The sequence below is a fragment of the Fluoribacter dumoffii NY 23 genome, from assembly GCF_000236165.1.
Classification (GTDB): Bacteria; Pseudomonadota; Gammaproteobacteria; order Legionellales; family Legionellaceae; genus Legionella; species Legionella dumoffii.
In genome coordinates this window covers 1,378,777-1,404,927 of the sequence record NZ_CM001373.1, presented here as the reverse complement: position 1 = coordinate 1,404,927, position 26,151 = coordinate 1,378,777, and the positions used below count along the sequence as shown (strand labels likewise).

Genomic DNA, 26,151 nt, shown 5'->3' with positions numbered 1-26,151 from the left:
TGAGGTAATAAATGATAAGTACATTTTGCAAAAGATTATTATGTCTTTTCCTCGTCATCAATCTGGTGGGTTGTGGTAACAATTTAGCCCCTGTTACTGAATTAAAATGGAACCCCTGGCGGCATCAAAAAGTTTATGTTGTAAAACGTGGGGATACCCTTTTTTCCATTGCATTCCGTTATGACACCGATTACAGAACACTGGCGCGTCTGAATCATATCTATCCCCCTTATTCCTTAAGAGTGGGTCAGGTAATAAATGTGCAAGGGATTGTACCAAGGCACAGACAAATAAGACACCGGCCTGTTCCGATAAGACGTTATTCTGTTGCTCCCCGTGCAAAGCCTTCAGTAATTTATTCTCCTGCTAACAGGTATGCTCGATCTGCCTCAGGATGGCTGTGGCCTGTTAGCGGGCGTGTGGTCACATCCTTTGTCCCGGGACAAGGTAAAAAAGGCATAAATATTGCTTCAAGAAGGGGAGAGAAGGTCATTGCGGCAGCAGCAGGAACAGTTGCATATGCTGGAAGTGGTTTGGCAGATTATGGTAACTTAATTATTATCAAGCATAATTATGGATATTTAACTGCTTATGGAAATAATTCGAGGATTATGGTTTCCGAGGGACAACATGTAAAAGCAGGGCAAGTCATTGCAGAAGTAGGGATTGTCGACCGCAAATATACAGGTGTTCATTTTGAAATCAGAAAGTCGGGTATACCGGTCAATCCCTTGAATTATCTACAAAAAGGTTGACAGATAACTTATAGTTGTAGCAACAATAATCTGTGTTTTGAAGTATAATGTAGTTATGGAACAAATTTCGCAACATGACTAACACTATAGGTGGAAAAGAATGCACGAAGACGATGAATCAATTAAAGAACCGGAACTTAAGGATGAAGATTGGTCTGAACCAGATGATGAATCGCTCTTGATGGAAGAAGATATTGATTCAATTCTCACAAAAGATGAAGAGGATGAAGAGCTGCCTGATTTTACAGATGATATCGCATTTCCTTCATTTCGCGGCAAAAACGCCATAAAAATGATGGATGCGACCCAACTGTATTTGAGTGAGATTGGATTTTCTCCTTTGCTTAGTGCTGAAGAGGAAGTGCATTATGCTACCCTGGCATTGAAGGGGGATGTTGCTGCACGTAAAAAGATGATCGAATCCAATTTACGTCTGGTCGTTAAAATTTCACGTCGTTACCTTAACCGTGGATTACCACTTCTTGATTTAATTGAAGAAGGAAATTTAGGTTTAATGAAATCAGTAGAAAAATTTGATCCCAAACGGGGTTTTAGGTTTTCTACTTATGCTACATGGTGGATTCGACAAACAATCGAACGTGCTATTATGAACCAGACACGGACAATTCGTTTACCTATCCATGTAGTTAAAGAGCTGAATGTATACCTAAGGGCAGCTAGGCAACTTACCCAAAAACTGGATCATGAGCCATCACCCGAAGAAATTGCAGAAATGGTTGATAAGCCCTTGGAAGATGTCCAGAAATTGCTGGGGTTAAACGATAAGGTCACTTCGGTTGATACTCCAATTGGCTTTGATGAAAACAAATCACTGTTGGATACCATAGCCGATGAAAACAGCGTCAATCCGGCAGAGCTCTTAACAAACGAAAATTTACGTGTTCATATTGAATCTTTATTGGATAAATTAACCGAAAATCAACAACAGGTTATTGCACGAAGATTTGGATTAAGAGGATTTGAAAAAGCAACACTGGAGGATGTGGGTAAGGAAATTGATTTAACTCGAGAACGGGTTCGTCAAATCCAAGTTGAAGCCTTAAAAACCTTGCGTGGTTTGCTAGAAAAAATGGGGTTAACGCAGGAAGATTTGTTTTAAATTCCAGTGTTTAAAAGTTCTTAGTGTAGCCTGGGTGAAACGGGGTAGCTTGAGACTTTAAAGTCTTATTCCGTTTTATTCAGGCTATTTTGTTATTAACATTTAAAATAAACATTTTACTTTGGATAACCCTCTTGCTCGAGGTAAACCTGTATTTGAATACGTTAAATATACTATTAATGCGGATGGACGAGTATCCATAAAAAATACCATAATGGATGCTACGAATTACCACGAATTTAGCAGCTTTCAAATTGATTGCGACTTAAATAAAGGATTTAAAGTTTTTGATTAAAGCATTTCCGGAGTGAGTGCTTGGCGGGTGTAGTCCGGATAATGCAATAAACCGGACTAGTCTCAATGACAATGTTTATGGATACTGAAATTTAGACTCAAAACCCTGCCAGCAATCGGAGTAATCCTTTTGCAATTGAGGGATGCGCATTGCCTGTTCGGTAATCAGCCAGGCATCACGGGTCTCAAACATAAAGGCCAAAGTATTTAAGTAAAGTTTTGGTTCAAGTTTTTCTGTTACAGCTTGTTCATAACTTGTATGATCAGGTCCATGTGGCGTCATGCAATTATGGATACTTACTCCACCAGGTAAAAATCCTTCTTTTTTTGCATCATATTCACCCCGGATAAGCCCCATCAGTTCATTCATATAATTACGGTGGAAATAAGGGGGTCTAAACGTATGTTCGGCAACCATCCAGCGGGGTGGAAAAATGACAAAGTCTAAATTGGCAATCCCTGGTGTATCGCTTTCTGAGGTTAATACGGTAAAAATACTTGGATCTGGATGATCAAAGCTTACGGTATTTATTGTATTAAATAAACTTAAGTCATAACTGTAGGGGGCGTAATTACCATGCCAGGCTACTACATTCAGAGGGGAATGATTGCATTTAGCCGTCCATAATTTATTTTGGTATTTACAAATAAGGGTCGCCTCAGAAATACCTTGTTCAAATGCCGCAACCGGATATTGAAAATGACGGGGATTGGCTAAGCCATTGGCACCCATAGGTCCTAACTGGGGAAGAGTAAGGGGATTTCCTTGGTTTTCACAAAGGTAACCCTTGGTTTCGGTACTGATCAATTCCATTTTAAATTTAACGCCCCGAGGAATTACGGCTATCATACCTGGGCATATATTTAACTTCCCGAATTCGGTGTGCAAATTAACTTCGCCAAGATATGGCACAAAAAGCATTTCCCCATCATTATTAGCAAAATATTTATCATGCATGGAGCGGGTGCAGTGATAAAGATAGGCATTCACGTTTTGACTGCCTGCAATATGAAACATTCCTTCTACAAAATCAAAATCTTCTTCTTTAAACAGGTCTATAGGGGACCAACGCAAGGGATTGGGTGGTTGTTCTGCATGATAGGGCTTAAACAGTTCCATTTCATACGCTTGATAGGTGCCTTGAACTACGGAAGGCAATATTCGATAAAGCCAGCTGTGTAAATTATTATGTCTGGGACGCGTAAAGGCTGTTCCACTTAATTGTTCAGCATAAAGTCCTAAATTACAGTGTTGGGGTGAATTTTGGCTACCAGGCAAAGCACCTGGAACTGCCTCACTCTGATGATGATTACCAAATCCTTGCAAATACACTGTTATCTCCTTTATCGTTAAGTGCCTGGCAATGTGCAGGCGGAAATAGCAAAATCCGGAGCCCTATGCAAATGCATGATTATGGGTTAATCCAGACTTAAGTCCCTTTGGGTAAGAACACAAAGTAAAAATTTGGTGCTGGTGGCTACTATAGTCTAAAAAAGTTAAAAATGTCGAGTCCAAATGCAAGTTAAGTTATTCTTTTTAACACAAGAGAATGTATAATTTATTAAAAATTTAAATAAGGCTTAGAGGTAGTATTATGGCAGGTCATAGCAAGTGGGCAAATATAAAATTCCGCAAAGGAGTGCAAGATGCAAAGCGTGGAAAAATATTCACCAAGTTAATTCGTGAGATAACTGTAGCTGCTCGTATGGGAGGAGGAGATGAATCATCTAATCCACGATTAAGGGATGCAGTTAAAAAAGCACTTGGTGCGAATATGAAGCGTGATACCATTGATAATGCCATCAAGCGTGGGGTTGGTGGTTTGGATGGTGAAGCAATGATTGCTATGCGTTACGAAGGTTATGGTCCGGGAGGAATTGCCATTCTCGTCGATTGCTTATCGGATAATAAAAACAGAACTGTATCGGAGGTGCGTCATGCGTTTACCAAATGCGGTGGCAATCTAGGGACAGATGGCTCCGTGGCCTATCTTTTTACCAACCAAGGAGAGATTCTTATGGCGCCAGGGCAATCTGAAGAACAGGTTATGGAGGTTGCCATAGATGCTGGAGCTAGCGATGTTTCTGTTGATGAGGGGCAAATTGAGGTAATTACTCCTGTTGAAGCTTATCATAGTGTAATGAATGCACTCACAGATGCGGGTCTGGATATCGACCAATCTCATTTAACCATGCGAGCGCAAACCTTGGTTCCAATTGATGATAGTTCAGCAGAAACCCTTTTAAAATTAATCGATATGCTTGAAGATTTGGATGATGTTCAAGAAGTGTATAACAATGCCGAGTTTTCAGAAAAACAATTAGAATCAATAAATTAATGACCATTATTTTAGGGATAGATCCTGGATCACGAATTACTGGCTACGGTCTGATAAGAGAATCGGACCGTAAAATTGAATACATTGATAGTGGTTGCATACGTACTGCTCAAGATAGCGAGTTAAGCCAAAAATTATTGCAAATATATGATGGGATTTGTCAATTAATGGATCACTATTCACCCGCCGAAGTAGCGATTGAGCAAGTATTTATGCATGAAAATCCTAATTCTGCATTAAAATTGGGACATGCTCGCGGTGTTGCCATGGTGGCTGCTGCCTCACATCGTGTTAAAGTAAGTGAGTATTCAGCACGTGAAATCAAGCAAATGGTTGTTGGTTATGGTGCTGCGGAAAAAAACCAGGTCAGCCATATGGTTGTACATCTTCTTGCCTTAAACAAAGCACCGCAACAAGATGCCGCCGATGCCCTGGCCATAGCAATTTGCCACAGCCATATGCGCCATAATTTATCCTCTGTGATAGGCAGGCGTGGATTAAGGAGAAGGAAGAGATGATTGGTTGGTTGGACGGACATATTATTGATAAACATCAACCAGGGAAGTTGGTTCTTAATGTCCATGGTGTTGGATATGATGTTGAAACCTCACTAAATACCTTTTTTCAACTGGATAATACTAACGGTTCAGTGGGGTTATATATTCACACTGTAGTTCGTGAGGATGCACTGCTTTTATATGGTTTTCTGGAACGACAGGAAAGAGAGCTGTTTCGAGCTTTAATCAAGGTAAATGGTATTGGCCCCAAAGTTGCGATGTCGATACTTTCGAGTACCACTCCAAACGAGTTCATTCAATGCATCCAACAGGAAAACGCCTCATTTTTAATGAAACTGCCCGGGATTGGTAAGAAAACTGCAGAGCGTTTAGTTGTTGAAATGCGGGACAGTATCAAGCAATTTTCAATATCTGTTTCTAATTCATTAAACAAGATTCTTCCGGTGATGAGCGGGCAGGATGAAGCGATAAGTGCTTTAGAGGCTTTAGGATATAAACCTCAGGAGGCATTAAAAGCTGTCAATAAAATTAATGATGGTTCTAAAAGTTGTGAGCAATTAATACGTGATGCCTTGCAGGTTTTAGCGATACGATGAGGATAAATGCCTGTTAGCTGTTTTCCTGAAAAGGCAAAAAGAATCTCACGATGAGACCGGTACCTTCTTTAGGTGTATCCAGCATTAATCTACCGCCATGCAATTCGGCAATTTGTTGAACTATCGCCAGGCCAAGTCCACTTCCGGGGCTTTTGTTTCCCAGGACGCGGAAAAAACGCTCAAACACGCGGGGCTGCAATTCTGCGGGAATTCCTGGACCATTATCACTTACCTCAAGCATTATTTCGTTCGGCAGTTTGGCTAAACGGACTATAATGCGGCCGTGTTCATTAGAATAACGAATGGCATTATCTACAAGATTGCGAATTAATATTCCCAAAGCAGTTGAATTACCAAACACGGTCAGGTTTTCTGCATCACTCTCAAATTCGAGATCAATTTGTTTTTCCACAGCAGCTGGGGCAAGCATTGCAAGTATCTCGCGGGTTAACCTGCTGAGGTTGACTTCATCTTTTTCTTCCATATGGGCAGCTTCTGGTACAAGACGGCTCATAGTAAGTAATTGTTGAACTATATGAGTACTGCGGTTCACGCTTGCAATAAGTTTTTGTAATGCCTGATTTTTTTCTTCTATATCATTAGAATGTAAAGCAACTTGGGCTTGAGTTTTAAGAGCAGCCAGAGGCGTGCGCAGTTCATGGGCTGCATCAGCTGCAAAACGCTTTTCGCGTTCAAATCCTTCCTTAAGCCGGAAGAATAATTTATTCAATTCATCAATTACAGGTTTAATTTCTTCAGGTACTTCATGCAAATCAACCGGTTCAAGATGGCTTGGGGCACGGTTGGCTACCTCTTCCGCCACTTTATCCAAGCTATCCAGCCCTCGACCAATAATTATCCAAATTAATAAACCAGATAATGGAAAAGTCAGAAGCATAATATAGAGATCGTCTTGGGCAATTCGATGGCCTAGCTCATTACGTGTATCATAACGTTCAGCTAAAACCGTGCGGATTCCTGCTTTTTCATTGTAAGTAGTGAAAACACGCCAGTCCTGTTTTGATATTTTTTTATCACTAAATCCATCCACTTCTGAAGTTAAAGGAATTTTAGGGGCAGAGGATGAATGTAACAATAATTTTCCACCATTTGTCCAAACCTGAAAATTAAATTTATCAAGATAATTCTCAGGGGGTTCTTCATTTAAAAATCTTTTTTGATAATAGGTATCAATTTTCTGAGGGATTGTTTCGAGTGCTTCCTGGATTTTGGAAAGAGGGCGTTGGTGGAGATCGTCGCCTAATAATGCCTGATAGGAGAGGGCAGAGACGGCCATTAAACTGTCTAGATGATCCTGAATGTCCTTTTGATCCAGATAGTAGTTACCTATAGCGGTTAAAGTGGTCGTTATCGTAATGGCCAACAAGAGATTGATTAAAAGAAACTTTCTTATGGAAGATTTCACGATACCACTATACCATCATTTTTTTCTGCCATATATCCGACACCCCTAATGGTTCTAATGAAATTGGCATTAAGTTTTTTACGTAAATTATGTATATGAACTTCCAGGGCGTTACTGTCCACATCCTCTTCCCAGCCATAGATACTTTGCATTAACTGCTCGCGCGACAAAACTTGACCGCTGTTTTCCAAAAGCTTCTGAAGTAAAGCGAATTCTCTGCGGGGAACATTAACCAAAACATCATCAACGAATACCGAGTGAGCAGCTGGATCCAGAGTAATATTTCGGTATTGCAGAACTGAATCAGCCCGTCCTTGTGAACGTCTGACCAAGGCTCTGATCCGGGCACTTAGTTCATTGAGATCGAAGGGTTTTATCAAATAGTCATCAGCGCCGCTATCAAGACCTTTAACACGATCTTCAACTGACTCCCGGGCGGTTAAAATAATAACTGGTGTAGGGTTTCCATCATGACGGATACTTTGCAATAACGCGAGTCCAGAAAGTTTAGGCAATCCTAAATCCAGAATGATTAACTCAAAAGATTCAGATTTTAAAGCGGCACGAGCGGCTTCCCCATCTTTAAGCCAATCTACTATATAACCGAACTGAGTTAAGCCGGTTTTGACCGCATCACCAAGTAATTCGTCGTCTTCAACTAGCAACAGTCTCATTCTTGCTCCTATTGTTTTTCAAGCCCGGTTTCATCCATGTGTTTTGTTAAGTAAAAAGCTTGAATTAATACAAAAAGCAGAGTAAAACCCACCCCACCAAATAACTTAAAGTTAACCCAGGCATCAGTATTAAAATTGTAGGCAACATAAATATTTACTGCCCCCATTAGAATGAAAAACAGTACCCAAGCCAAATTAAGCCGATGCCAAATCTTTCTGGGTAGCGTTACATTTGCTTCCATCATTTTTTGAATTAACGGTTTACTCCCGATATAACCTGAACTGAAAAAGACTAAAGCAGAGAGCCAATAAATACCTGTGGGCTTCCATTTTATAAACCAGGGATTATGAAAGAATAGGGTTGCACCGCCCAAAACCATGATTATTGCAAGGCTGATTAAGTGCATTTTTTCATAATGTTGGAATTTTAAACGATAAAAAGCCACTTGGCTTAAAGAGGCAATCATAGCTATAGCTGTTGCAGTATAAATACCAAAAAACTTGTAAACTATAAAAAATAAAACTATAGGAAAGAAATCAAATAGTAATTTCATATTATTTTACTATAATAAAATAAGTTACTTAGATTATAACACAAGTTTTTGCGCTCTCCCTCTTGCTTTATAGCAGAAATGAAAAATAATTGTTAAAAAAAAACTATTCTGGGACGTGTAAAAACGGTTAGTCCAGTCCTGGAGCATTGTGGTTAAGTGTTAAAAAAACAGTCCCCAGTCGTTGCAAATTCTAAAAAAAATTAACCAACAACTAATTTTTGCCCAGAATATAAAGGGTCATTTCGCCTAAGGCCCGGATTTAAAGCAACGAGGCGATCAATCTTCGTCTTATACTGTTGGGCTATGCTACTAAGACTATCGCCACTTTTTACAACATATTGAATAGGCGGGTTTATTTTTTTCCAGAGCACCAGTTGTTGGCCTATCCGTAATGGTTGGTTAGTGGGTAATTTATTCCACATCTGAATATCTTTGATACTGACACCATAAGTGTTCACTAACTTTTGGAAAGTATCGTTTTCCTGAACAATATGAATAACACGATGCTCTCTTACAGCGGGTATTTTATATTCTAAGGCTATGGCTGCAGGGGAAGGAGCTTTTTTCTCAACAGGGGGCGCATTTTTTGTACTTGGGATTAAAATGGATTGATGGGGGGTGATTTGATTGGTTGCCAACTGGTTTAGCTGCTTGATTAAATTAACTGTGGTGTGGTAACGAACAGCAATAGTGTCCAGACTTTCCCCTGGTTGTACTGTATGTATTTCCCAGCTTACCCTTTTTTCTTCTGGAAGATTGGCAAGATTTAAATTGAATTGATGTACTTTTTCAGCTGGAATGAGCAGTTTTATGGGTTTGTGTGGGTCTGTGGTCCACCGATTAAATCCAGGATTTAATTTGATTAATTCGTTATAACTAATACCTGCCATTTTCGCAGCGTGATTTAAATCGATTGGACTTCCTATATTGACTTCCTGGAAATAGGGGAGGTAGGGAATTTCAGGTAATATCAATTGATATTGACCAGGGTTTTTAATGATTTCTGCCAAGGCAAGCAGCCGTGGAACATAAATTTGAGTTTCTCTTGGTAGAGATAATTCCCAAAAACTGGCATTACGTACTCCAGCACTTTTAATTGCGCGATCTATAGTTCCTTCCCCTGCATCGTAAGCTGCGATGGCCAAGATCCAATTGCCATTAAAGAATTTATTAAGATAAATCAGATAACTTAATGCCGCATCCGTTGAGGAACTAATACTTCGCCTGGCATCAAACCACCAATCTTGTTTTAAGCCTAAGCCGGCACCTGTACGTGGCATCAATTGCCATAAACCGGCTGCGCCGGCTACCGAATATGCAAAAGGATCAAAAGCACTCTCAATCATGGGAAGCAATGCGAGTTCACCAGGAAGTCTTCTTTTTTTTACTTCGCCAATTATATGATAAATATAAGGTTCAGACTGGCGGCATACCTTATTAAGATAACCCGGATGAGCTGCAAGCCAGCGGATTTGCTCCTGTACTTCCGCTCGCGATGTTTCATGGTCTAAAGTGAATTCGCCACGCAACACCCCCCAGACGTCAGAAGCTGCATGTACCACTGACCCATGAGTAAATCCCAAAAAAATGAGTAAACAGAATAAAAATACATTTATTTTGAAAAACTTATAGTTCAATGGAATTACCTATGAATCTTGTTAATCAATGAGTTTACTAAAATTAGTTTTGGGATAAAACCCTTTCTGCATTCAATTAAACCATAAAGTGTCAAATTAATTCTTTCTGAGTAAGGGTTCGCTTAGAGCGAGAAGCGAATAACTGGCTAAATTTGATGTGAATTTTTTCACTCAAAATAAAGAGTTCTTTTAGCTTGCCTATCTAACTATTTAATTGTCATAATGCCGCATTTTATTGCACTAATGGATTAAAAAGTACTTTCTGCGATTTATCTATGCCAAAATCTGATGTTCCTTTTCTTTATCTAAAAAAACAACCCCGCTCTTTTTTTTCTACACAGAATAAATCAAAGTACCTATGGAGCCCTATTAGTGCTGGAATACAGCATGACATAAGCATTTCTTTACTGGAAAAATCTCGGAAAGAGTGGATGTATCACTGTCCGTTTGCTGAAAAAATTTCCACCTTACTCTCGCATGCTGATGATTCAATAAAGAAACAATCAACCCAAAATTTTTGGCAAAGCAAGAAAGTCTTTATAAATCTGGATGTTTTTGCGGAATTAAATGATATAGGTAGTTGGCAGGAAAAATCAATTTTAATCAAAATGTTTCTTAATGAAATTGACCGCTATCTGGAGGAAGGGTTCACCATCGGCATAAATTTTCGTGAAGTATTCCTCGTACCTGAAAACGAAGAGATGCCTCCCCATTTTCGACCTGGTATTGATATTTGTGTACGCTCGATTGCAGATTATAAAAAAATGACCAATCAGCTGTCCTATCAATTGGGAAAAGCGATGTTTTATCAATATAAGCCCTCCCTACCACCCAGATATGCAGTACAAGACTCTTTAAATCAAATTATTACTGACTATTACTCCAATAGCCCTTATTCTACAAAGTGGGATAAACCGTTCATTGATTACACAACTCCTTTAAAAGATTTTCGTTATTTTGATTCTGTATTTGGATGTTTTGTTATCTATCAACTTAACAACCATTATATTTTTAGAACTGGAAAATACTACTCCAACCCCAAAATAGTGGCTCTTACTTATCCTGTCACGATTTCGGAGCTATTACCTTTTTTTCAAAACTGCAACCTCTACGACTCTCCGGAACTGACTATAGTTCTCAAAGGGCACCAGTATGAAAATGAAGGGGAGCGCCAATCAATTTATAAAGAAATTTTACGGCTTGTAAAAGAAAGTAAAATCACTTCAATGGTCCATGTGATTTTGATTACCAAAGATAATCTGGATGCTAATCTCCTTGCTTTGAAACCAGGTATACAGGAGAAATCATCACTTTTTCAACCATTACCTCAAGGTGCAGGATATTACTTGTCTCCAGAGCCTCTGTTATCAGAGATTTACAGAAATATTCAAGGATTGGAATCCCCTGAAAATTTTAACAAAAATTTCGGTTTGCTAAATAAAATTTATAAAAACAAACCCAAAAAGCAACCCGGCGCTTACATACAGGCCCAAATAGCAAGTGAAAATAGACGCAAATCTAAAACCTTTAGTCGTGCGCAACTAAAGTCAAGAGTTCGGTTAGCCGTAGCTCAACAAGAGTCTATTGCCCAAAATAAGGTAATGAACCAACAACAAGAAATTCAGCAGCAAGTGATTAATGAGGAATCAACGCACAGTAGCGTATTTGCAGCCACTGAAACGTCTTGGGAGTTCAAAGTAAATCTGGAACGCTTTTCCAGAAAATTACAAACATTTGCAAAAAAGACATTACCCGAAGTTTTAGAAGAAGAACAAGTATCAAATGATACAGGGTATCTCACAGAATTTTATTTAAAACACCATAGTCGATCACATTTTTATGAGCAGCTTGCAACTGACGAAAGTTTTCGTTTGCATACAGCGGCTAGACTATTTGGTACAGCACTCGTCGCGACTGAGGAAGGAATGTCTTCTCCTCTACAAATAAAATTACCTGCTTATGCTGTAGATAATATGGAGAATTACGTAGCTGATTCTATTTTGCAAAATATTGAAGGCTTACGGGATGGTTTTTTTGAAAAAAATCGGCAAATCAGAAGACATTATCTCTTTGGAAAAACAATCTGCGGTTATAAATATTACCGGGCTTACTGCAGCTTTTCTTCACATACGCTGGTTTATTCCAACTTATGGGGAGGACTGTCGCCAGAACAAGATGGTGTAAAATCTTTTGTCCAGCCTTTTCAACGCTCCATTTTACTTACTGATGAGGAAATTTCTGATCTCGAAGAGGAAAAAAAACAGACGCTTATTCAGGCTGCAGACTCGTTGTTAAATATCTTCAAACCTCATCCCTCTTTAAATCAGGAAGAAATCCAGCTACTTGAACAGCAACTTCTTGTTTTGTTCCGTTTTTATTGCCCAGATCGTGGTCAAGAGATTGGTCGGGTAGAACAATTTATGGAACGTTTTATCCCGCATAATGAAGATAACTTAAAAATATTACTCCAGATTCTTATTTATAATCATAAAAATGGTTTAGATTCATTTTTAAAATTATTGGCATTTTTAGACGAACGAGGACTTTTAGATTTTTTTTATAAAATTTGTTTTCAATATGCAGTGAAAATTTCCTCTATAGAAGAACTTTTGAGATTTCCATTGAGCTCAAGTTTTCTAAGATTATCTGCAAGAATTCCCAAAGGCAAACCTAATGATGAATGGCCTAATTTTGAGCGATTCTGTTTGCATTTAAGCATTTTTGCAGCGCAGAATAATTTTAAAATTAGCATCGATCACCTACGAAGTTTGGAAATGCTATGGGGTCGTTTGTATCTAAAGTTTTTGGCTTACACCGGGAATCAGGAGGAGGAGGCACAAGAATTATTAAAGCAACTTACCCTCAATCTAATAGATGATAAAGGATTATGCATTGCTCCTGTTACCCGCATTGAAACGTTTTATACAGGACTAGAGAATTTTATTGACCATGCCATGTCAAAACATGTCTTGAGAGAACAAATAGAAGAAATCAAAGGAATATCTCTTTTACCCATGGATGCTTTATACGCCTGTACCGCAAACGGTTTTTATGTGATATCTCCTGAAATGCAAATCCAGTCCACTGCGATTAATCCAAAAACAAAAGCCTATTCAATTTCTCAAGCTGAATTGTTAGCAATTATCACACGTCATCAACCCAATGATAATTACCTTAAAATCGCATTATTTCGATATCTTGGAACGCAAAACTTACGTAAAGATCTTGCTGTGTATCGGAAGCTCTACGGAAGCTTAACTCTGAAAACAACAGATCCTGACAAGAAATTTATCCTGGAAATCTTGTGTGCCTACTACGTGGCCTATTTTACTGGAAATGGATTTTATAAGGATATGGATCCTGAAAAATTCTCTAAGCAATTTTTTGATTTTTTAAAAAATAATAACTTAATTCACTCGTTACCTTCCCATGTGGTAGCTTCTTGCATTGACGAATTTATCCAGCAATTAAACGAAGTCGATACTATCGAGAAAAAGGGGCTGCAGAGTTTATGGAGTATCTGGCAAGAACGCCGAATTTTTGCATATCAAATTGCGACCACACCGATTCCAGAAATTTTCTTAAGAAAATTTCCAGCAAAAAACTTAGGACGTTTTTTATTAAACCATAAAGATAATTTGCTAAAAGCATTACCTTCCCTGAACAACGATAGGCAAATCGTTTGGTCTCTCCTCAATGCTTGGACTGAGGAGTTAAATCTTTCACAAGAACATAAAATTTTTGTTAAAAATTGCCTAGAAAAACTTTATCCAAAATTGGATATGGAGCTTTTGCTGCGCGATGTCCATAAAATAACCATTTTTTTGAACTCGATTACATCGCTAAACCAGTCAGCTCCCAAGAGCCTGATTTATCTTGCTCTTGACTGTTTCCTTGATAAAGCCCCAAACAAGGATTCCTTTTTTTCCCTGCTTGAACTTATAGCTGCTGAAATGGTAAAGCATCAAAAGCAGGGATCCAAGGATAAATTGGCCATTCAGTTTGTAATGAAGTTGAGGAACAAACCGCTACTGTACCAAGGATTACCACAAACAAAAGATTTAATAAGAGTTCTTTTCGAAAGCTATTTAACAATCGAAGTCAAAAAAAGCTCTCTTTTATTGATAAATCTGATGGAAACTCTATTACCGCTTGGAATAGAGGAGTCTTATAAATATTTTACTGAGCTTCTTCCTGCTATTGAAACTGATGAAGGGGTTGATTTCCTAAATTCCCATTCGAATTTAAATGCTCTTCACTTAAAGGAAATAGCCCAATTCCTACATAGTGTTAGACCTCATGCCTTTGCTTGGCAAACCCTGGATTGGTTATATCAACAAAAGCTTAGTCAAGAACTGCCGGCACTAATTTCCTTATTGAATCAAAAGACAGAAGATGAGAATTGCTGTTTATTATTACTTGGCCAAATTATTTGCAATACAACTGGAAAATCTTTACTCGAACAAGTACAAAAACTTAACAATAAACCGCTGCGTGCTTTAAAAAAAATAACCCTTCTTCATAAATTAAAAACAATCAATGCTGAAGAAATAATAGAATTACTAGCCTCATCTTCGTTGGAAGAAGCAATTGCACAAATTCAGCGTAAAAAAAACAGGGAGAATCTGCAAAGATATCACTATGATCCCAAAGTTGTAAGGGAGAAGATTGCCAGAATAAGATTAAAATCTCATGAAAGTGAAGCTGATATACCCTTGGACGACCAGGAGGAAGATCAGTTATGGTCCGATTATCAATTATTGATGTCTTACATGACACAAAAGACATTAAAAATAAATATCCGTGGAATTAACAAAGAAGTTACCATCAATGAGTTGGATGAAACAGAATTTCAGCTCTTATTTAAAGAAATACAAAGCCAGCTCAGCAAAGGATTAAATGTTCACCGCAATAAACTTCTTTTAATTGCACTAAGTGCCGAAGCCCTTTATAGAACTACCAATAAATTCCCTCGATGCACGCAATTTTTAACTTTGTTAAAACACGTGAATTATCCAGGAAACATCATTCATGAAATTAAAACCGGCGAAGGGAAGAGTATTGTTGGCGCGATGCATGCTGCTTTACTGTGTGCAGGGGGACGGACAGTTGATATAACAACTGAAAATGATCAGCTGGCAAAAAATGCACTAGAAAAATTTGCACCCTTTTATGAGTTTTTAGGAATCCCTCATGGGACCAACATTATCACCGCGCAAAGCGCCTATTCGGAATATAGTGCTAATGGTATCAATTATTCTACAGCTTCCAATCTTTCTTTATTCCGCATACGTATGGCATTGGAAAAGAAATCGCTCCCAACAAATCCTTCACTAGTAGGGGATGAGATTGATGCAGCTTTAACGTCTACAATCCAATATCGCTTGGCAGCTACCTTGGATCCAGAGCTCAATGATACGAATTTATGCGCCCAACTGTATCAAGTACTACTGGAATTCGTCCAAGAAAAGGAAATATACCTAAATAATCCCTGCAGCCCCAAAGATGATATTGCAAATTTTAAAAATTATTGTATAGCCAAAAATTCAAATAACGAATTTCTTACTTTGACACAAAAACTATCCGATGAATTATTAGGTACTTTAATTGAGTCGGCCATGATTGCTCATGAGTTAGAAGAAAAGGAAGATTATTATGTCATTAAAATGAAGGAGGAAGGAAAAGAGTATCATTATGCCGCGCCGATTATTACCAGTACAAAAAGACCTGATCCACATGTGAGCTATTCTGAGCATGTACAACAACTATTACATACATTACTCAATAATAAAAAACCGGCCCCAGCTCTCCCATTTAAAATTGAGGCAAGTACCGAAACAATTCTTGTTAATAGCGCCAAAAATTTTTTTGACTATTATCGCTTACATGATGGGACTATTATTGGTTTGACCGGAACTGCCGGATCCCATATAGAACGTGCCGAATTTTTTGAGCAACAGGGTTTGGCAGCATTCAGCTATCCCACTTTCTATCCAGATCTTTGCAAAGATTTGGGCCTCGTAACTGCTTTTGGACAAGAAGAACATCTTCATAAAACATTGGAGTGGATTAAACAGCATAAAGAACGAAATCCGACCCAACCCATTTTATTAATTACCCGGTCCCCGCAAGCCACTGAGCAATTCAGAGATTTAATAGAGTCGCGTACGCACTGGAAAACCCAGAGTTACCATGGTTTTGAAGAAGCAGGAAAATCCGAAGACAATGTAATATATACTGCCGGGAAAGATGAATTTTTGACCGTCGCTAACCAAAGCCTTGCCCGAGGGGCAGATATTGATCCGGACCATGAAGATGGTTTATTGGTCATTAATACATGTACTGATTTAACTCCCAGTGAATTGAGGCAAATTCAAGGAAGAGCAGCGCGCAATGGGAAACCCGGGCAATTCATTTCCATCATTGATGCGCAAAACCTGGGCACACCTTCTGATACCCCAGAAACATTGGCCGCGGCCTATAAAAATCATCAGCTTAATATCAGTTTACAGCAACAGCAGGAACGTGCAAAAAGTCGCTTATTAGAAGAAACTCGCTATTTTATGGTGAGTCAAGTTCTCAAATTACGTGAAACTGCTGATAAAATATTGGCCTCCCAATTTGGTGAGGAATACTCTGTTGTTGATCAGCAACAATTACTACGCACTTTAAGCTCGTTGAACAAAAATGCTGAAAATCATTATGCCGAATTATTGGAGCGATATCCTGTAATTGATGAGCAGATGATACAAGAATTTTTATCGGCACGAGCTAAAGATTTCCAACAAGTGGTTGATAAATGGCTTCCGGAAGATCAATACAGCCATGTGCAATTCCTTCAACCCTCAGTTCCCCTTGAAAATTTAAAAAATTTTGCACCACAATTGCGGAAAACTACAGTGAAACAATTGAGGTGTTTTGCTGAAATTTTCCACTGCAAATGGAAGTTAGACGGCCACAAACGAACCCAACAAAATTTGGATAATTTAGATGAATTAGTGGAGTTTTTTCAACCCTATTTTAAAAAGAAATGCAGCTTTAAGCAGGCTCTTGGCCATGCTTTAGAAGAAAAAGGGTTTTTAGATACTGATGTAATAAATGATCAAGCCAGCAAGTTTAAAACCAGTATTGATGAAATGCTGGAGTATGCCCAATCTATCGCGCTCATTGGACGGTTTGTGCCTGTTGAACGGATTAGGGCTTATGTAGCAGAATATCTTGATACCACTAAAACTCAAATTCGCGAAAAAAAATGGGATGATATTCAACTCCCGACAATAGATATATCAAGTATCGGCAGTTGGTTTTCGGGAATAAGTCAAACGCTTGCAGTTGGATCTCTATTTGTTGGGGGACCAATCCCCTTTATAGTCAATCGCTATATTGTTCCAACCATTTTTGGATGGATAAAAAAAGCTCTTAAACGTCGTTTTGCCAACTCTGATTCTCTGGTTGCACAAATACTCATTGGAATTGATGATATTGGTAACGATTTACAGGAAGCAATCAATGCACTTACCACATTAGCCAATGAAAATGATATTACAGTAGGTCTTTTATTGGATAAGTTTGGACCATTAGCAAAAAACAAAGCGCTACTAATGGTGTTAACAAAATATTTAGAACTGATTGAAAATCCCGAATATATTCCCTGGGTGCAAGTGATTCCCGACCTGCTCCCCATATTAGAAAAGTACCGGGATTGTAAATTAGATGAAATGCTTAACGTGGATACTATTATGGTATTCCTGCAACATGCTGGTCATTCAAATGTTTTCCTGAAATTGGTAGAAAATACCCCTTATTCCGAAAGCTTGCATCAACTAAGCCAGCTAGATTCTAATTTTATAAAGCGAATCAGTAGTTTTTCATTTCCTGAATTTATCAATATACTGAAAATAATTGCTCATCCTAATTTCTTTGCAATGATGCACAAACTTCCGGAAGAAACTACTTATGAGGAGTTATTGCACTGGTTGGGAACAATGCCTGGGAAGTTACCCCCAAAAACGCAACAAGCACTCCAGGAACTGCTCGATTATCAAAATAACCACGAGCGTATTGCCGAAGAAAATAAACAAATATTACTCAACCTGCGTAACACCTATCATTTAACTACAGAAAAATTTAAAGAGGGGCTAGAAAAACTGAGGCACAAGATAAAAACATCTCCAGAGCCAGAGACTAGTGTTGAGGCCCAATCCATGTCTTACGGCTTTAAATATGTAGCACTCCTCGTGGTGATAGCGGTATTAATAGTCTATAGCATTTTGTATCTTTCGCTCCCAGTGGCCTTGGCCTGTTGTTCCCTTGCTGTGTGGATGGTATTTCCCTACTTATATAAGCAAGTGTCAGAACCTGGAGATGACACTGCGAAATCTACATCCTCAGAAGATGAAGATGATGGCCTTTCTTTTATTTTGACAGATAATCCCCAATCTAGGCCAGAGAACGAGGAGAGGCCAGTTAAAGACGATCTGGCAGATATGCCGAACAATTTAGCTTCTGTTGCAGATTCAAGATGTAGTTTTTTTAGGGAGAAGATAGGGGAAAACTATGATCCTTTGGACGAAATCATGGAAGAGGAATTAAATTCCACCAGAACAAATCCGCTAGAATTATCAAAAGTATTTTGATGTATCTACGGCCAAAATGAGTGTTTATGAAAAGAGTTATTCGTTGAATTCAAATTAAAGTTATCGAAAATAAATCGTGATCCAACGAATAGGTACTTTTGCGAAAAAATTCATACTGAACTCATTTAAATAGATTCTTTTCTTCTCTTAAAACCTTGAATATTTCAAGGGAGTTTTTCGATGTAGCGCCGTGGGCTAAGGCATATTTTTGTACCTCGGGATCATCAGTGCGCAAAAATGGATTAATTAATAGTTCATCTTCTAAAGTCGATGGGAGGGTACAGGAATGTGGTGATTTATGTATTTTTTGCAAGTGTTCCTCTATGACAGGATTATTCGGATCTACTGTCTGGGCAAAGCGTAAATTTTGTAGTGTGTATTCATGGGCACAGTAAATTTTTGTAGTAGGGGGTAATGATTTGAAAAGATGGAGTGATTGATGCAGTTGCTCTAGGGTTCCATCAAAAACACGACCACAACCTGCTGAAAAAAGAGTATCGCCGCAAAATAATAATTCTTGCTGGGCTTCATAATAGCTAATATGGCTTGAGGTATGACCTGGATTAAATAAAATTTTGAAAACACACCTGCCGACCTGGATGGTTTGATGTTCTTGCACAATACAATTTACATTGGGAATGCGTGGATCATCAGGACCATAAATGAAGCATGAGGGATAGGCTCGGATTAATTGATTCAGACCCCCTATATGATCCTGATGATGATGGGTGAGTAAAATAGCCCGTAATTTCAGATTGTTTTTTTTGGCAAATTGCACTACTGGCTCTGCATCCCCTGGATCCACACAATCGAATAGCCCCAGTTTTTTATCAATAATTGCCCAAATGTAATTATCTGAATAAGCCGGAATGGGATAAATATTCATGAATAGTTCTCAATAATATAAGAGGAAACGCCTGGATTAAAGTAAGCTTTTAGCGACTTTAATACAGCCTGCATTTCTTCTGCAAATGTGAATGGTGGATTTATAACCCATAAGCCACAGCCTGACATTCCTTCTGTAGGGGCTGAGGTCAGGTTAAACTCGATGCATAATGAATTTTTAGCATCGATTTCTTTCATACCCCTATGCAGTTTATCAGTTAATTTTTTATTGACCAAGGGATACCAGAGACAAAATACTCCCGTTGCAAAACGAGAATAAGCATGTTTGATTGCAAGTGGAATTTCCTTGTATTCATCTTTTACTTCAAAAGAAGGATCAATGAAAATGAGCCCTCTTTTTTCTGGCGGGGGAAGTAAGGCTTTCATTGCTGCAATACCGTCACAATTGCTAAAATGGGCTTTTTTATTTAACCGGGGGAGCTGGCTTAATGTCTCAAATTCTCTGGGATGTAACTCGCAAAAATACATTCTGTCGTGTAATCGCAATTTGTGAATCGTTAAAAAAGGAGAGCCAGGATAATATCTCAATTCTCCTGTTGGGTTGAGTTCCTCAAGGGGATGAATATAGTCTTGAAAGACAGCAGGAAGGGAATTTCGTGCTCCCCAAATCAATTTAACCCCTTGTTTGTACTCCTGTGTCTTTTCGGCTTGTTTGTTTTTTAAATCGTATAAACCCTTTCCTGAGTGAGTCTCAAGATAAAACAGGGGCTTGTCTTTAAGAGTCAGGTAATTCAAAAGACGTGTTAAAGCAATATGTTTAATGACATCTGCAAAATTTCCTGCATGATATCCGTGTTGATAACTGAGCATGAGTTTCCTAAAACTTTTTATGATTGTCTACTATACTCTTTTTAAGAGACTGTATAAAAGGGGAAAGTTATGGAACTTCACGAAGATTATGATGACCAATCGTTCTCTGATTATAATTATGATGATGATATTGAATCTATGGCTCATCGAAAAAACGTAAGGCGCATGCTTGAAGAAAAGCTCGAGCGTAAACGCTTGAAGGAAGAGTTTAAGGATGATTTTGATGAGTTAAGCGGTGATTTTGATTGGGATGTTTTAGACAAGTAATTCGCCTGTTGGCCATTTAAGTCGAACGTTCTGCGGCTGTCCGGGAAATAAATCAATAAGTGATTGAAATAGACCCGGTACAGCTTTATTACTCTGATTTATTGGGACCCCAGTTTATTTCTCAGGACTGCAGCCTTCAATGTATTTTCAAGTAATGTCACGATAGTCATTGGACCAACACCACCAGGTACAGGGGTGATCCAGGAGACTTTGTTTATCGCATTTTTGAAATCGATATCACCTCGTATACTGCCGTCGGGCAATCGATGAATACCAACGTCGATAATTATTTGATCCTGATGAAGCCAGGCAGTATTGATAACATCCATTTTCCCAGTAGCTACAATGACAATATCGGCAATGCGTACCAATTGTTCTAACTGTTGGGTAAATTTATGGGCAATAGTGACTGTTGCTCCGGCAAGAAGCAATTCCAGACTCATTGGCCGCCCAACAATATTGGATGCACCAATCACAAGAGCATGCTTTCTTTTGACTTCAATCTGATAATGGTTCAACAAATGCATGATTCCCAACGGGGTGCAGGGGCGTAACAAAGGATTGCGTTGAGCAAGCCGTCCTAAATTGTAGGGATGAAACCCATCAACATCTTTTTCTGGCTTAATACGTTCAATAATGACGCTTTCGTTAATATGCTTTGGTAAAGGCAATTGAATGAGAATCCCGTCAATTTGATCAAAGTTGTTTAAATCATCGATAAGTTTAAGTAATTCTTCTTGTGTTGTTTCTTCAGGTAAATCGAACGAATGCGATGCAATACCCATTTCCGCGCATGCTTTACGCTTGTTCGCTACATAGACAGCAGAAGCGGGATCGTTACCAATGAGGATTACAGCAAGCCCAGGAGCTCGATGAGCTTTTTTTAAATACTCGTGTACTTGTTCTTTCAGATGTTCCCGACGAAGGGAAGAGACGACTTTTCCATCAATTAGAGATGCTGACATAGTTACCCAGAAGAAAAGCAAGGTAATAAATTATGAATTAGAGGGGGTGGTAATGCAATAGGATAATAGTGCAAGGATGATGATCGGGGTTGATTAGTCTGCAATGCTCCAGCCTAGTAATATTAAATAGTGTTAAATCTGTTCCCTCAGGTAATTGTATGCCAAACCCACAATATAACCACCAACAAACATACCAATTGCTACAGATATTCCACCTAACAGGCATTGGAGAAAGGAAAGGTCATAGGTAAAGTATATTGTTCCCATCATGCCTTTAAAAGGTTTTCCAGTATTAAAAAGTAATACCATCAAACCCATAAAAAATGTAGATATACCGGATAAAATCCCAAGAGATGCCCCTAAAGAAACAGGGTCAATTTTTCCAAACGCCATGATTAATTACCTATATACTCATCCTCATTAAATTCCATTATTAATCATAATAATGTCTATGTGAAGTAGTTCGTTATCTCTGTTAAATAGAAAAATGCAGTTGGCTTGGATAGTGTTTTTCTACTGCAAAAATAGAGGATTTTAAATTGGTAAATGGGTTCACTCAGTGTATGATTGACTCAGGAGGCTGCTATGTCTATACTGGAAAATCATTGATTTATAGGTAAATATCGTGGATGAACTTACTGAATTACTTAGGCCATCTTGGGGTGCTGAAAAATGGATTTTGGAAGGGTGGAACAAGATTACTGCCGATGAGAAACAACTTATAAAAAATAGGATAGATGAGTTGTTTTGCGATGGTTTACCTTTTGAACTTAAATCAGACAAGCTTTTTTATATTTACACTTTTTCACTTTTAGCACAACTGGAAGTATTAGCAGTTCAAATCCCGCTAAAATTTGAATCCAGAATGTCTACTGCTGAATACAGAGAACGTATGCGTCAGCAATTGCTTGACGAAATATTTCATGGTTTGGTATTTACTAAAATTGTTTACATGCTCTGCGCGCCTTTTGCATCCCCGCCTCCATATAGTCCTCACATTGAAATTATTTGTAACTTCATTCGTAATGAAACGTGCCCCAAGGTAGCAATAATGTTGCTTAACCTGATTGGAGAGGGCTGGATAGAGGAGATTTTTGAAAGTTTACATCGTTATGGCGTAGCACCGAGAGTATTCACAACTATTCTGGAAGATGAGCATCGGCACGTATGTGAAGCAGATTTATACCGTGACATTGGCCTACCGGATGTGGAGCAAATAAAGCCGAAAATTGCTTATCTTGAAGAGCAACTAATAACTAATATTTTCATGCAGTATAAGTACATGTCCTCAGTTTGTGCTTTATTGGGTGTCGAAGGCGTTATCCATTTCAAAGAATCACTCAATAAAAAACATACGCAACAATTAAAAAAGGTCAACCTCCAGCCAACTGAGAATTGGAAAAATTTCATCGCCTTTGCAGATGAGCTGTTACCCAGAGTGCAAAATTATACTGAATCTAATTGTGAAGTAGAAATGACGCCTATCCGCAAGGTACTCATGACCCAGTGGGATAATCCCAGTGATCCGACCATGACTGGCCAGTTTAGTATCGATGTTTCTTGTCTTGATTTTTTTAATAAAAAATTTGCCTCAGAGACATTAACCACTTTGATGCTCCAAGCAGTGAGTTCATGGATGACATTGTCCGATTCTTTTAGAAATTATTTGAGCTTCAGGAAAATTTTTCAAACCAAAGAAGCATATGTTGGACTGGTAGTACTGCTGCCTGGATGCGGTGATCATTTAGGAACGATTGTATTTGAAAATTGTCATAATCTTAATTTCTATGAACTTTCTGCAAAAATCCGCAACATTGTGAGCCTCATGGTTTATTGTTTTAAAAAACGTGAACAGCTTGAAAAAACACATCCGCGTATTCAACAGCTGATGAAGGACATGGTTTATGAATATGCCTATAATACCTATCCCTATCCTCTCGCTGGAACTCCTTATATCTCATTGAGCAATATTGGTGTTTTTGGTTATACCCAATCTATGGCGCCGCTTCGTAAAACGGAATCCATGCGATTTACTATAATGGAAGTTGATCGAAAACCTGTTTGGCAAAGAGATACCCAAACATTTGAACCAAAAGATATGTTGCCTGTGTCAATTAGCGCGGATCATCGTATTTTTGATGGTAATTCGACGGTTCCCAGAATGGTAGAAGAACGGTTTCAAGCTATGTTTGCAAAGATGTCCAAGGAAAAACCAAAGTCAAAATACTCATTGCATCAGCTAGAACATTTTGAATTATTTATAGAGCAATTAATCGCAACTAACATTGAAATGGGATATAAGACATTGATGCTGCTCCAAACCTGTTGGTTCGATTTTATCTCGCTTGAAGAGTGTTATGCTGCATCGAATTATCATCATAGCCAGGATCAAAAGGAAGCGACACTTATCTAATGTAATCAAGAATAAAATTGTATATCCATGCAGCAATATAGCTACTTATAAAAGTATTCATAAGTACTATTGCTGCACCCAGTACAGCATTGCCTAAAGAAGGGTTGTAGGATAAATACATATTTCCAACCATACCAACCAGGGGTTTATCAGCAAAAAAAACAAAGGCTGCTAAGCCCATAAAAAATGAGGCAATTGCTGCTGGAACACTAATAGAGATGCCTAAAGCAAGCGGATTTATTTTTGTGAATTCCATAACCGTTATTCCAATTATCATTTATTTTTTAATTCTATTATTAATCATTCTTCATAAGATGGGAAGTTCATTTTCTTCCCGACATTCTAAAAGGGGTCTTGACTTTTTCTCTTACTCCATGAAAAAGATACCTGATGCTTTAAAAATGGAAATTAGAAGCCCAAACTAGTGGATTAAAGGTTTATATTAGGCGCTAATTGCTTGAATAGATTGGTAAATAATGTTAATTTTTTTATAAATAATTTCTCTCTTCAACCCCCAAAGGGCATGGAGCTCTGATTGAAAAAAACCGCTTTATTTTCATCTTTGTTTTTACTTACCTTACCTGCGTGTGTTCACGCACTGGGCTTGGGAGAAATGAAAGTAGAGTCTGCCCTGGATCAGCCTTTTCTTGCAGAAATTGAGCTCATCGATGTAAAAAATATTTCTTTACCCAACATCAGGGTAGGGTTGGCTGATCCCCAAGGATATCGAAGCTTAGGTGTTGAGCGATCCGAAGTGGTAGGGGCTCTTTTTTTTGAAGTGAAAAAGAATGATCAAGGAAGATATATTGTAGTAATTCATTCCAAAGAACGAATGACAGAGCCTTACATGCAGCTTGTTGTGGACTTAACCTGGTCCAAAGGACAAATTTATAAGGTATACACAGTATTATTGGATCCCCCGGGTTATAAACTAACAAATGCCACGGCTCAAAGCGGTTTAACCTACCAAAGAAAATTCACAAATTACCATCAAAAGACAGCATTTTCTGCTGAAGATCATAAAGGCAAACAGGGCAAGAAGAAGAAAAGTGAAATTTATGGACCTACTGTTTCCAATGAAAATGTATGGCAAATAGCGCAAAGATATAAAACTTCGGAAGCAATTTTGCCCCAAATTGTATTGGCAATTGTAGGAGAAAATCCAGATGCCTTTAGTGATGGGAACTTGAATGGATTGAAGCCGGGGGTTCGCCTCAAAATTCCTTCTGATAGAGAGTTTCTTGAAGTCTCGGCAGAACTAGCTACTGTTGAAGTCATGGCCCATGATAAAGCATGGAATGAAAAAACAGCAATTAATCATGTGTTAGCTCCGCCTTATACGCTTGGACAATCATCCAATGCAGGTTCCGTAGAATATTCTCAAATACCCCCTGTCCCCAAATTTGCTGAGACTGCAGCTTCGATGCCAGGCAATATTCTTTCTTCAATACCTTCACTGGAAAGCGAAAAACAAATAAGTCCTGAACAAAACAGAACGCTTAAAGCTGAAATTTCAATCACGACGGCTGCAGTAGATACTTTACGGGAGTCTAATGCTCTGTTAACCGAACAGCTTAGCTTATTACAAGTGCAAAATAAAAAATTACAAAAACAATTGGATGTACGTGATAAAGAGCTCAAAGTGCTCCGTAACCAGATTCAGATCCTGATGAAGGAGCGGATGGCAATTGCTGGGCAAGCAAGCACCATGAATTCTCCCTATAATTCATCTTCTGATTTCTGGTTTTTATTATTGTTACTCCTTGCTGCTGGAGGAGGTGGTGGTTTTGCTGCTTATTATTATTTTAAACGGCATGAGCAATCAAAACGAGAACCCTCCGGACAAACAAAGACTTCCATGGCAGCAGAATCTCCAAATTCCTCGGTGAATGAAGGAGTTACTAAACAAGAACCCCAGGAAATAGAAGCTAAATTAAAACCAATGCCTGACTCAATACCTGCTCATGCTCAGGAGAAGACTTTAGCATCTGAGTTACATGAAGCAAAAATAAAACCTCAGCCTGAGTTAAAATCTGAGCCTGAGATAAAACCTGAATCAGAGGTAAAGCCTGGGCCCGAAGTGAAATCTGAACCCACGGTGAAAGCGAAATCTGGGTTGAAATCTGGGCCCAAATTAAAAAATAAACCAAAATTGTCCCCCAAGGCAGAGATGAAACCTGAGCCTGAGTTAAAATCTGAGCCTGAGTTAAAATCTGAGCCTGGGTTAAAATCTGAGCCTGA

At 38.5% G+C, this 26,151-nt stretch carries 19 protein-coding genes and 1 pseudogene; 10 read left to right on the top strand and 10 right to left on the bottom strand.

What is annotated here, in order from left to right:
* Positions 1 to 11 precede the first annotated feature (11 nt).
* From KYQ_RS06365 to KYQ_RS18855, 3 genes and pseudogenes are all read left to right on the top strand, one after another.
* Complete coding sequence (locus KYQ_RS06365) at positions 12 to 755, top strand: peptidoglycan DD-metalloendopeptidase family protein (protein WP_010653397.1); 744 nt, start codon at positions 12 to 14, stop codon at positions 753 to 755.
* A 100-nt stretch (positions 756 to 855) separates the two neighbouring features.
* Positions 856 to 1,875 carry an RNA polymerase sigma factor RpoS gene (gene rpoS / locus KYQ_RS06360; RefSeq protein WP_010653398.1) on the top strand — a complete coding sequence of 340 codons (1,020 nt, stop codon included), beginning with the start codon at positions 856 to 858 and terminating at the stop codon, positions 1,873 to 1,875.
* 118 nt (positions 1,876 to 1,993) lie between these two features.
* A pseudogene (locus tag KYQ_RS18855) lies at positions 1,994 to 2,170 on the top strand (VirK family protein); the annotation flags it as partial.
* 75 nt (positions 2,171 to 2,245) lie between these two features.
* Here KYQ_RS18855 and hmgA read toward each other — a convergent pair.
* Positions 2,246 to 3,502: a homogentisate 1,2-dioxygenase gene (gene hmgA, locus KYQ_RS06355; RefSeq protein WP_010653399.1), complete on the bottom strand. Its 1,257-nt coding sequence runs from the start codon at positions 3,500 to 3,502 to the stop codon at positions 2,246 to 2,248.
* A gap of 262 nt (positions 3,503 to 3,764) precedes the next feature.
* On the opposite strand from hmgA, the gene KYQ_RS06350 reads away from it, so the two are divergent.
* The 3 genes from KYQ_RS06350 to ruvA are packed head-to-tail and all read left to right on the top strand — an operon-like array spanning position 3,765 to position 5,622.
* Entirely contained in the window at positions 3,765 to 4,508 is a 744-nt protein-coding gene (locus KYQ_RS06350; RefSeq protein WP_010653400.1) for a YebC/PmpR family DNA-binding transcriptional regulator, read from the top strand.
* Positions 4,508 to 5,026: a crossover junction endodeoxyribonuclease RuvC gene (gene ruvC / locus KYQ_RS06345; protein ID WP_010653401.1), complete on the top strand. Its 519-nt coding sequence runs from the start codon at positions 4,508 to 4,510 to the stop codon at positions 5,024 to 5,026. The genes KYQ_RS06350 and ruvC overlap by 1 nt, the downstream gene beginning before the upstream one ends.
* Positions 5,023 to 5,622, top strand: coding sequence for a Holliday junction branch migration protein RuvA (gene ruvA, locus KYQ_RS06340; protein ID WP_010653402.1), 600 nt, complete (start codon positions 5,023 to 5,025; stop codon positions 5,620 to 5,622). Before ruvC ends, ruvA begins: the two co-directional genes overlap by 4 nt.
* A 13-nt stretch (positions 5,623 to 5,635) precedes the next feature.
* On the opposite strand, the gene KYQ_RS06335 is transcribed toward ruvA, so the two are convergent.
* From KYQ_RS06335 to KYQ_RS06320, 4 genes are all read right to left on the bottom strand, one after another.
* Positions 5,636 to 7,048, bottom strand: coding sequence for an ATP-binding protein (locus KYQ_RS06335; protein WP_010653403.1), 1,413 nt, complete (start codon positions 7,046 to 7,048; stop codon positions 5,636 to 5,638).
* The gene (locus KYQ_RS06330) at positions 7,045 to 7,722 is read right to left on the bottom strand and encodes a response regulator (protein ID WP_010653404.1); all 678 of its coding nucleotides are present in this window, start codon (positions 7,720 to 7,722) and stop codon (positions 7,045 to 7,047) included. Before KYQ_RS06330 ends, KYQ_RS06335 begins: the two co-directional genes overlap by 4 nt.
* A gap of 8 nt (positions 7,723 to 7,730) precedes the next feature.
* Positions 7,731 to 8,276, bottom strand: coding sequence for a septation protein A (locus KYQ_RS06325; protein ID WP_010653405.1), 546 nt, complete (start codon positions 8,274 to 8,276; stop codon positions 7,731 to 7,733).
* Between the two features lie 200 nt (positions 8,277 to 8,476).
* A complete protein-coding gene (locus KYQ_RS06320; protein ID WP_010653406.1) occupies positions 8,477 to 9,913 on the bottom strand; it encodes a lytic transglycosylase in 1,437 nt (478 codons plus the stop codon).
* A gap of 275 nt (positions 9,914 to 10,188) precedes the next feature.
* On the opposite strand from KYQ_RS06320, the gene KYQ_RS06315 reads away from it, so the two are divergent.
* Positions 10,189 to 18,549 (top strand): preprotein translocase subunit SecA, encoded by an 8,361-nt coding sequence (locus KYQ_RS06315; RefSeq protein WP_010653407.1) that lies wholly within the window; start codon positions 10,189 to 10,191, stop codon positions 18,547 to 18,549.
* 121 nt (positions 18,550 to 18,670) lie between these two features.
* Here the strand turns inward: KYQ_RS06315 and gloB are convergent, their stop codons facing one another.
* Both gloB and KYQ_RS06305 read right to left on the bottom strand, forming a co-directional pair.
* On the bottom strand, positions 18,671 to 19,435 hold the full coding sequence (gene gloB / locus KYQ_RS06310) for a hydroxyacylglutathione hydrolase (protein ID WP_010653408.1): 765 nt from the start codon (positions 19,433 to 19,435) through the stop codon (positions 18,671 to 18,673).
* Positions 19,432 to 20,265 (bottom strand): 23S rRNA (adenine(2030)-N(6))-methyltransferase RlmJ, encoded by an 834-nt coding sequence (locus KYQ_RS06305; RefSeq protein WP_019349767.1) that lies wholly within the window; start codon positions 20,263 to 20,265, stop codon positions 19,432 to 19,434. The genes gloB and KYQ_RS06305 overlap by 4 nt, the downstream gene beginning before the upstream one ends.
* A 69-nt stretch (positions 20,266 to 20,334) precedes the next feature.
* Between KYQ_RS06305 and KYQ_RS06300 the strand changes: the two genes are divergently transcribed.
* On the top strand, positions 20,335 to 20,532 hold the full coding sequence (locus KYQ_RS06300; RefSeq protein ID WP_010653410.1) for a PA3496 family putative envelope integrity protein: 198 nt from the start codon (positions 20,335 to 20,337) through the stop codon (positions 20,530 to 20,532).
* 98 nt (positions 20,533 to 20,630) lie between these two features.
* Here the strand turns inward: KYQ_RS06300 and folD are convergent, their stop codons facing one another.
* Both folD and KYQ_RS06290 read right to left on the bottom strand, forming a co-directional pair.
* The gene (folD, locus tag KYQ_RS06295; protein WP_010653411.1) at positions 20,631 to 21,497 is read right to left on the bottom strand and encodes a bifunctional methylenetetrahydrofolate dehydrogenase/methenyltetrahydrofolate cyclohydrolase FolD; all 867 of its coding nucleotides are present in this window, start codon (positions 21,495 to 21,497) and stop codon (positions 20,631 to 20,633) included.
* Between the two features lie 132 nt (positions 21,498 to 21,629).
* Positions 21,630 to 21,890 carry a hypothetical protein gene (locus KYQ_RS06290; protein ID WP_010653412.1) on the bottom strand — a complete coding sequence of 87 codons (261 nt, stop codon included), beginning with the start codon at positions 21,888 to 21,890 and terminating at the stop codon, positions 21,630 to 21,632.
* Between the two features lie 232 nt (positions 21,891 to 22,122).
* Here KYQ_RS06290 and KYQ_RS06285 point away from each other — a divergent pair, with 232 nt between their 5' ends.
* A complete protein-coding gene (locus KYQ_RS06285; RefSeq protein WP_010653413.1) occupies positions 22,123 to 23,910 on the top strand; it encodes a 2-oxo acid dehydrogenase subunit E2 in 1,788 nt (595 codons plus the stop codon).
* Here the strand turns inward: KYQ_RS06285 and KYQ_RS06280 are convergent.
* Complete coding sequence (locus tag KYQ_RS06280) at positions 23,903 to 24,166, bottom strand: hypothetical protein (protein WP_010653414.1); 264 nt, start codon at positions 24,164 to 24,166, stop codon at positions 23,903 to 23,905. The genes KYQ_RS06285 and KYQ_RS06280 overlap by 8 nt on opposite strands.
* A gap of 279 nt (positions 24,167 to 24,445) precedes the next feature.
* On the opposite strand from KYQ_RS06280, the gene KYQ_RS19295 reads away from it, so the two are divergent.
* Positions 24,446 to 26,151 (top strand): FimV/HubP family polar landmark protein (locus KYQ_RS19295; protein WP_019349766.1); only part of this gene is annotated, 1,706 nt, incomplete at its 3' end.

What these genes read in the sequence shown, in the direction of transcription:
- KYQ_RS06365 (WP_010653397.1), top strand. Translation starts at nt 12, where the DNA reads ATGATAAGTACATTTTGCAAAAGATTATTATGTCTTTTCCTCGTCATC.
- rpoS (WP_010653398.1), top strand. Translation starts at nt 856, where the DNA reads ATGCACGAAGACGATGAATCAATTAAAGAACCGGAACTTAAGGATGAA.
- KYQ_RS06350 (WP_010653400.1), top strand. Translation starts at nt 3,765, where the DNA reads ATGGCAGGTCATAGCAAGTGGGCAAATATAAAATTCCGCAAAGGAGTG.
- ruvC (WP_010653401.1), top strand. Translation starts at nt 4,508, where the DNA reads ATGACCATTATTTTAGGGATAGATCCTGGATCACGAATTACTGGCTAC.
- ruvA (WP_010653402.1), top strand. Translation starts at nt 5,023, where the DNA reads ATGATTGGTTGGTTGGACGGACATATTATTGATAAACATCAACCAGGG.
- KYQ_RS06330 (WP_010653404.1), bottom strand. Translation starts at nt 7,722, where the DNA reads ATGAGACTGTTGCTAGTTGAAGACGACGAATTACTTGGTGATGCGGTC.
- KYQ_RS06325 (WP_010653405.1), bottom strand. Translation starts at nt 8,276, where the DNA reads ATGAAATTACTATTTGATTTCTTTCCTATAGTTTTATTTTTTATAGTT.
- KYQ_RS06315 (WP_010653407.1), top strand. Translation starts at nt 10,189, where the DNA reads ATGCCAAAATCTGATGTTCCTTTTCTTTATCTAAAAAAACAACCCCGC.
- gloB (WP_010653408.1), bottom strand. Translation starts at nt 19,435, where the DNA reads ATGAATATTTATCCCATTCCGGCTTATTCAGATAATTACATTTGGGCA.
- KYQ_RS06305 (WP_019349767.1), bottom strand. Translation starts at nt 20,265, where the DNA reads ATGCTCAGTTATCAACACGGATATCATGCAGGAAATTTTGCAGATGTC.
- KYQ_RS06300 (WP_010653410.1), top strand. Translation starts at nt 20,335, where the DNA reads ATGGAACTTCACGAAGATTATGATGACCAATCGTTCTCTGATTATAAT.
- folD (WP_010653411.1), bottom strand. Translation starts at nt 21,497, where the DNA reads ATGTCAGCATCTCTAATTGATGGAAAAGTCGTCTCTTCCCTTCGTCGG.
- KYQ_RS06290 (WP_010653412.1), bottom strand. Translation starts at nt 21,890, where the DNA reads ATGGCGTTTGGAAAAATTGACCCTGTTTCTTTAGGGGCATCTCTTGGG.
- KYQ_RS06280 (WP_010653414.1), bottom strand. Translation starts at nt 24,166, where the DNA reads ATGGAATTCACAAAAATAAATCCGCTTGCTTTAGGCATCTCTATTAGT.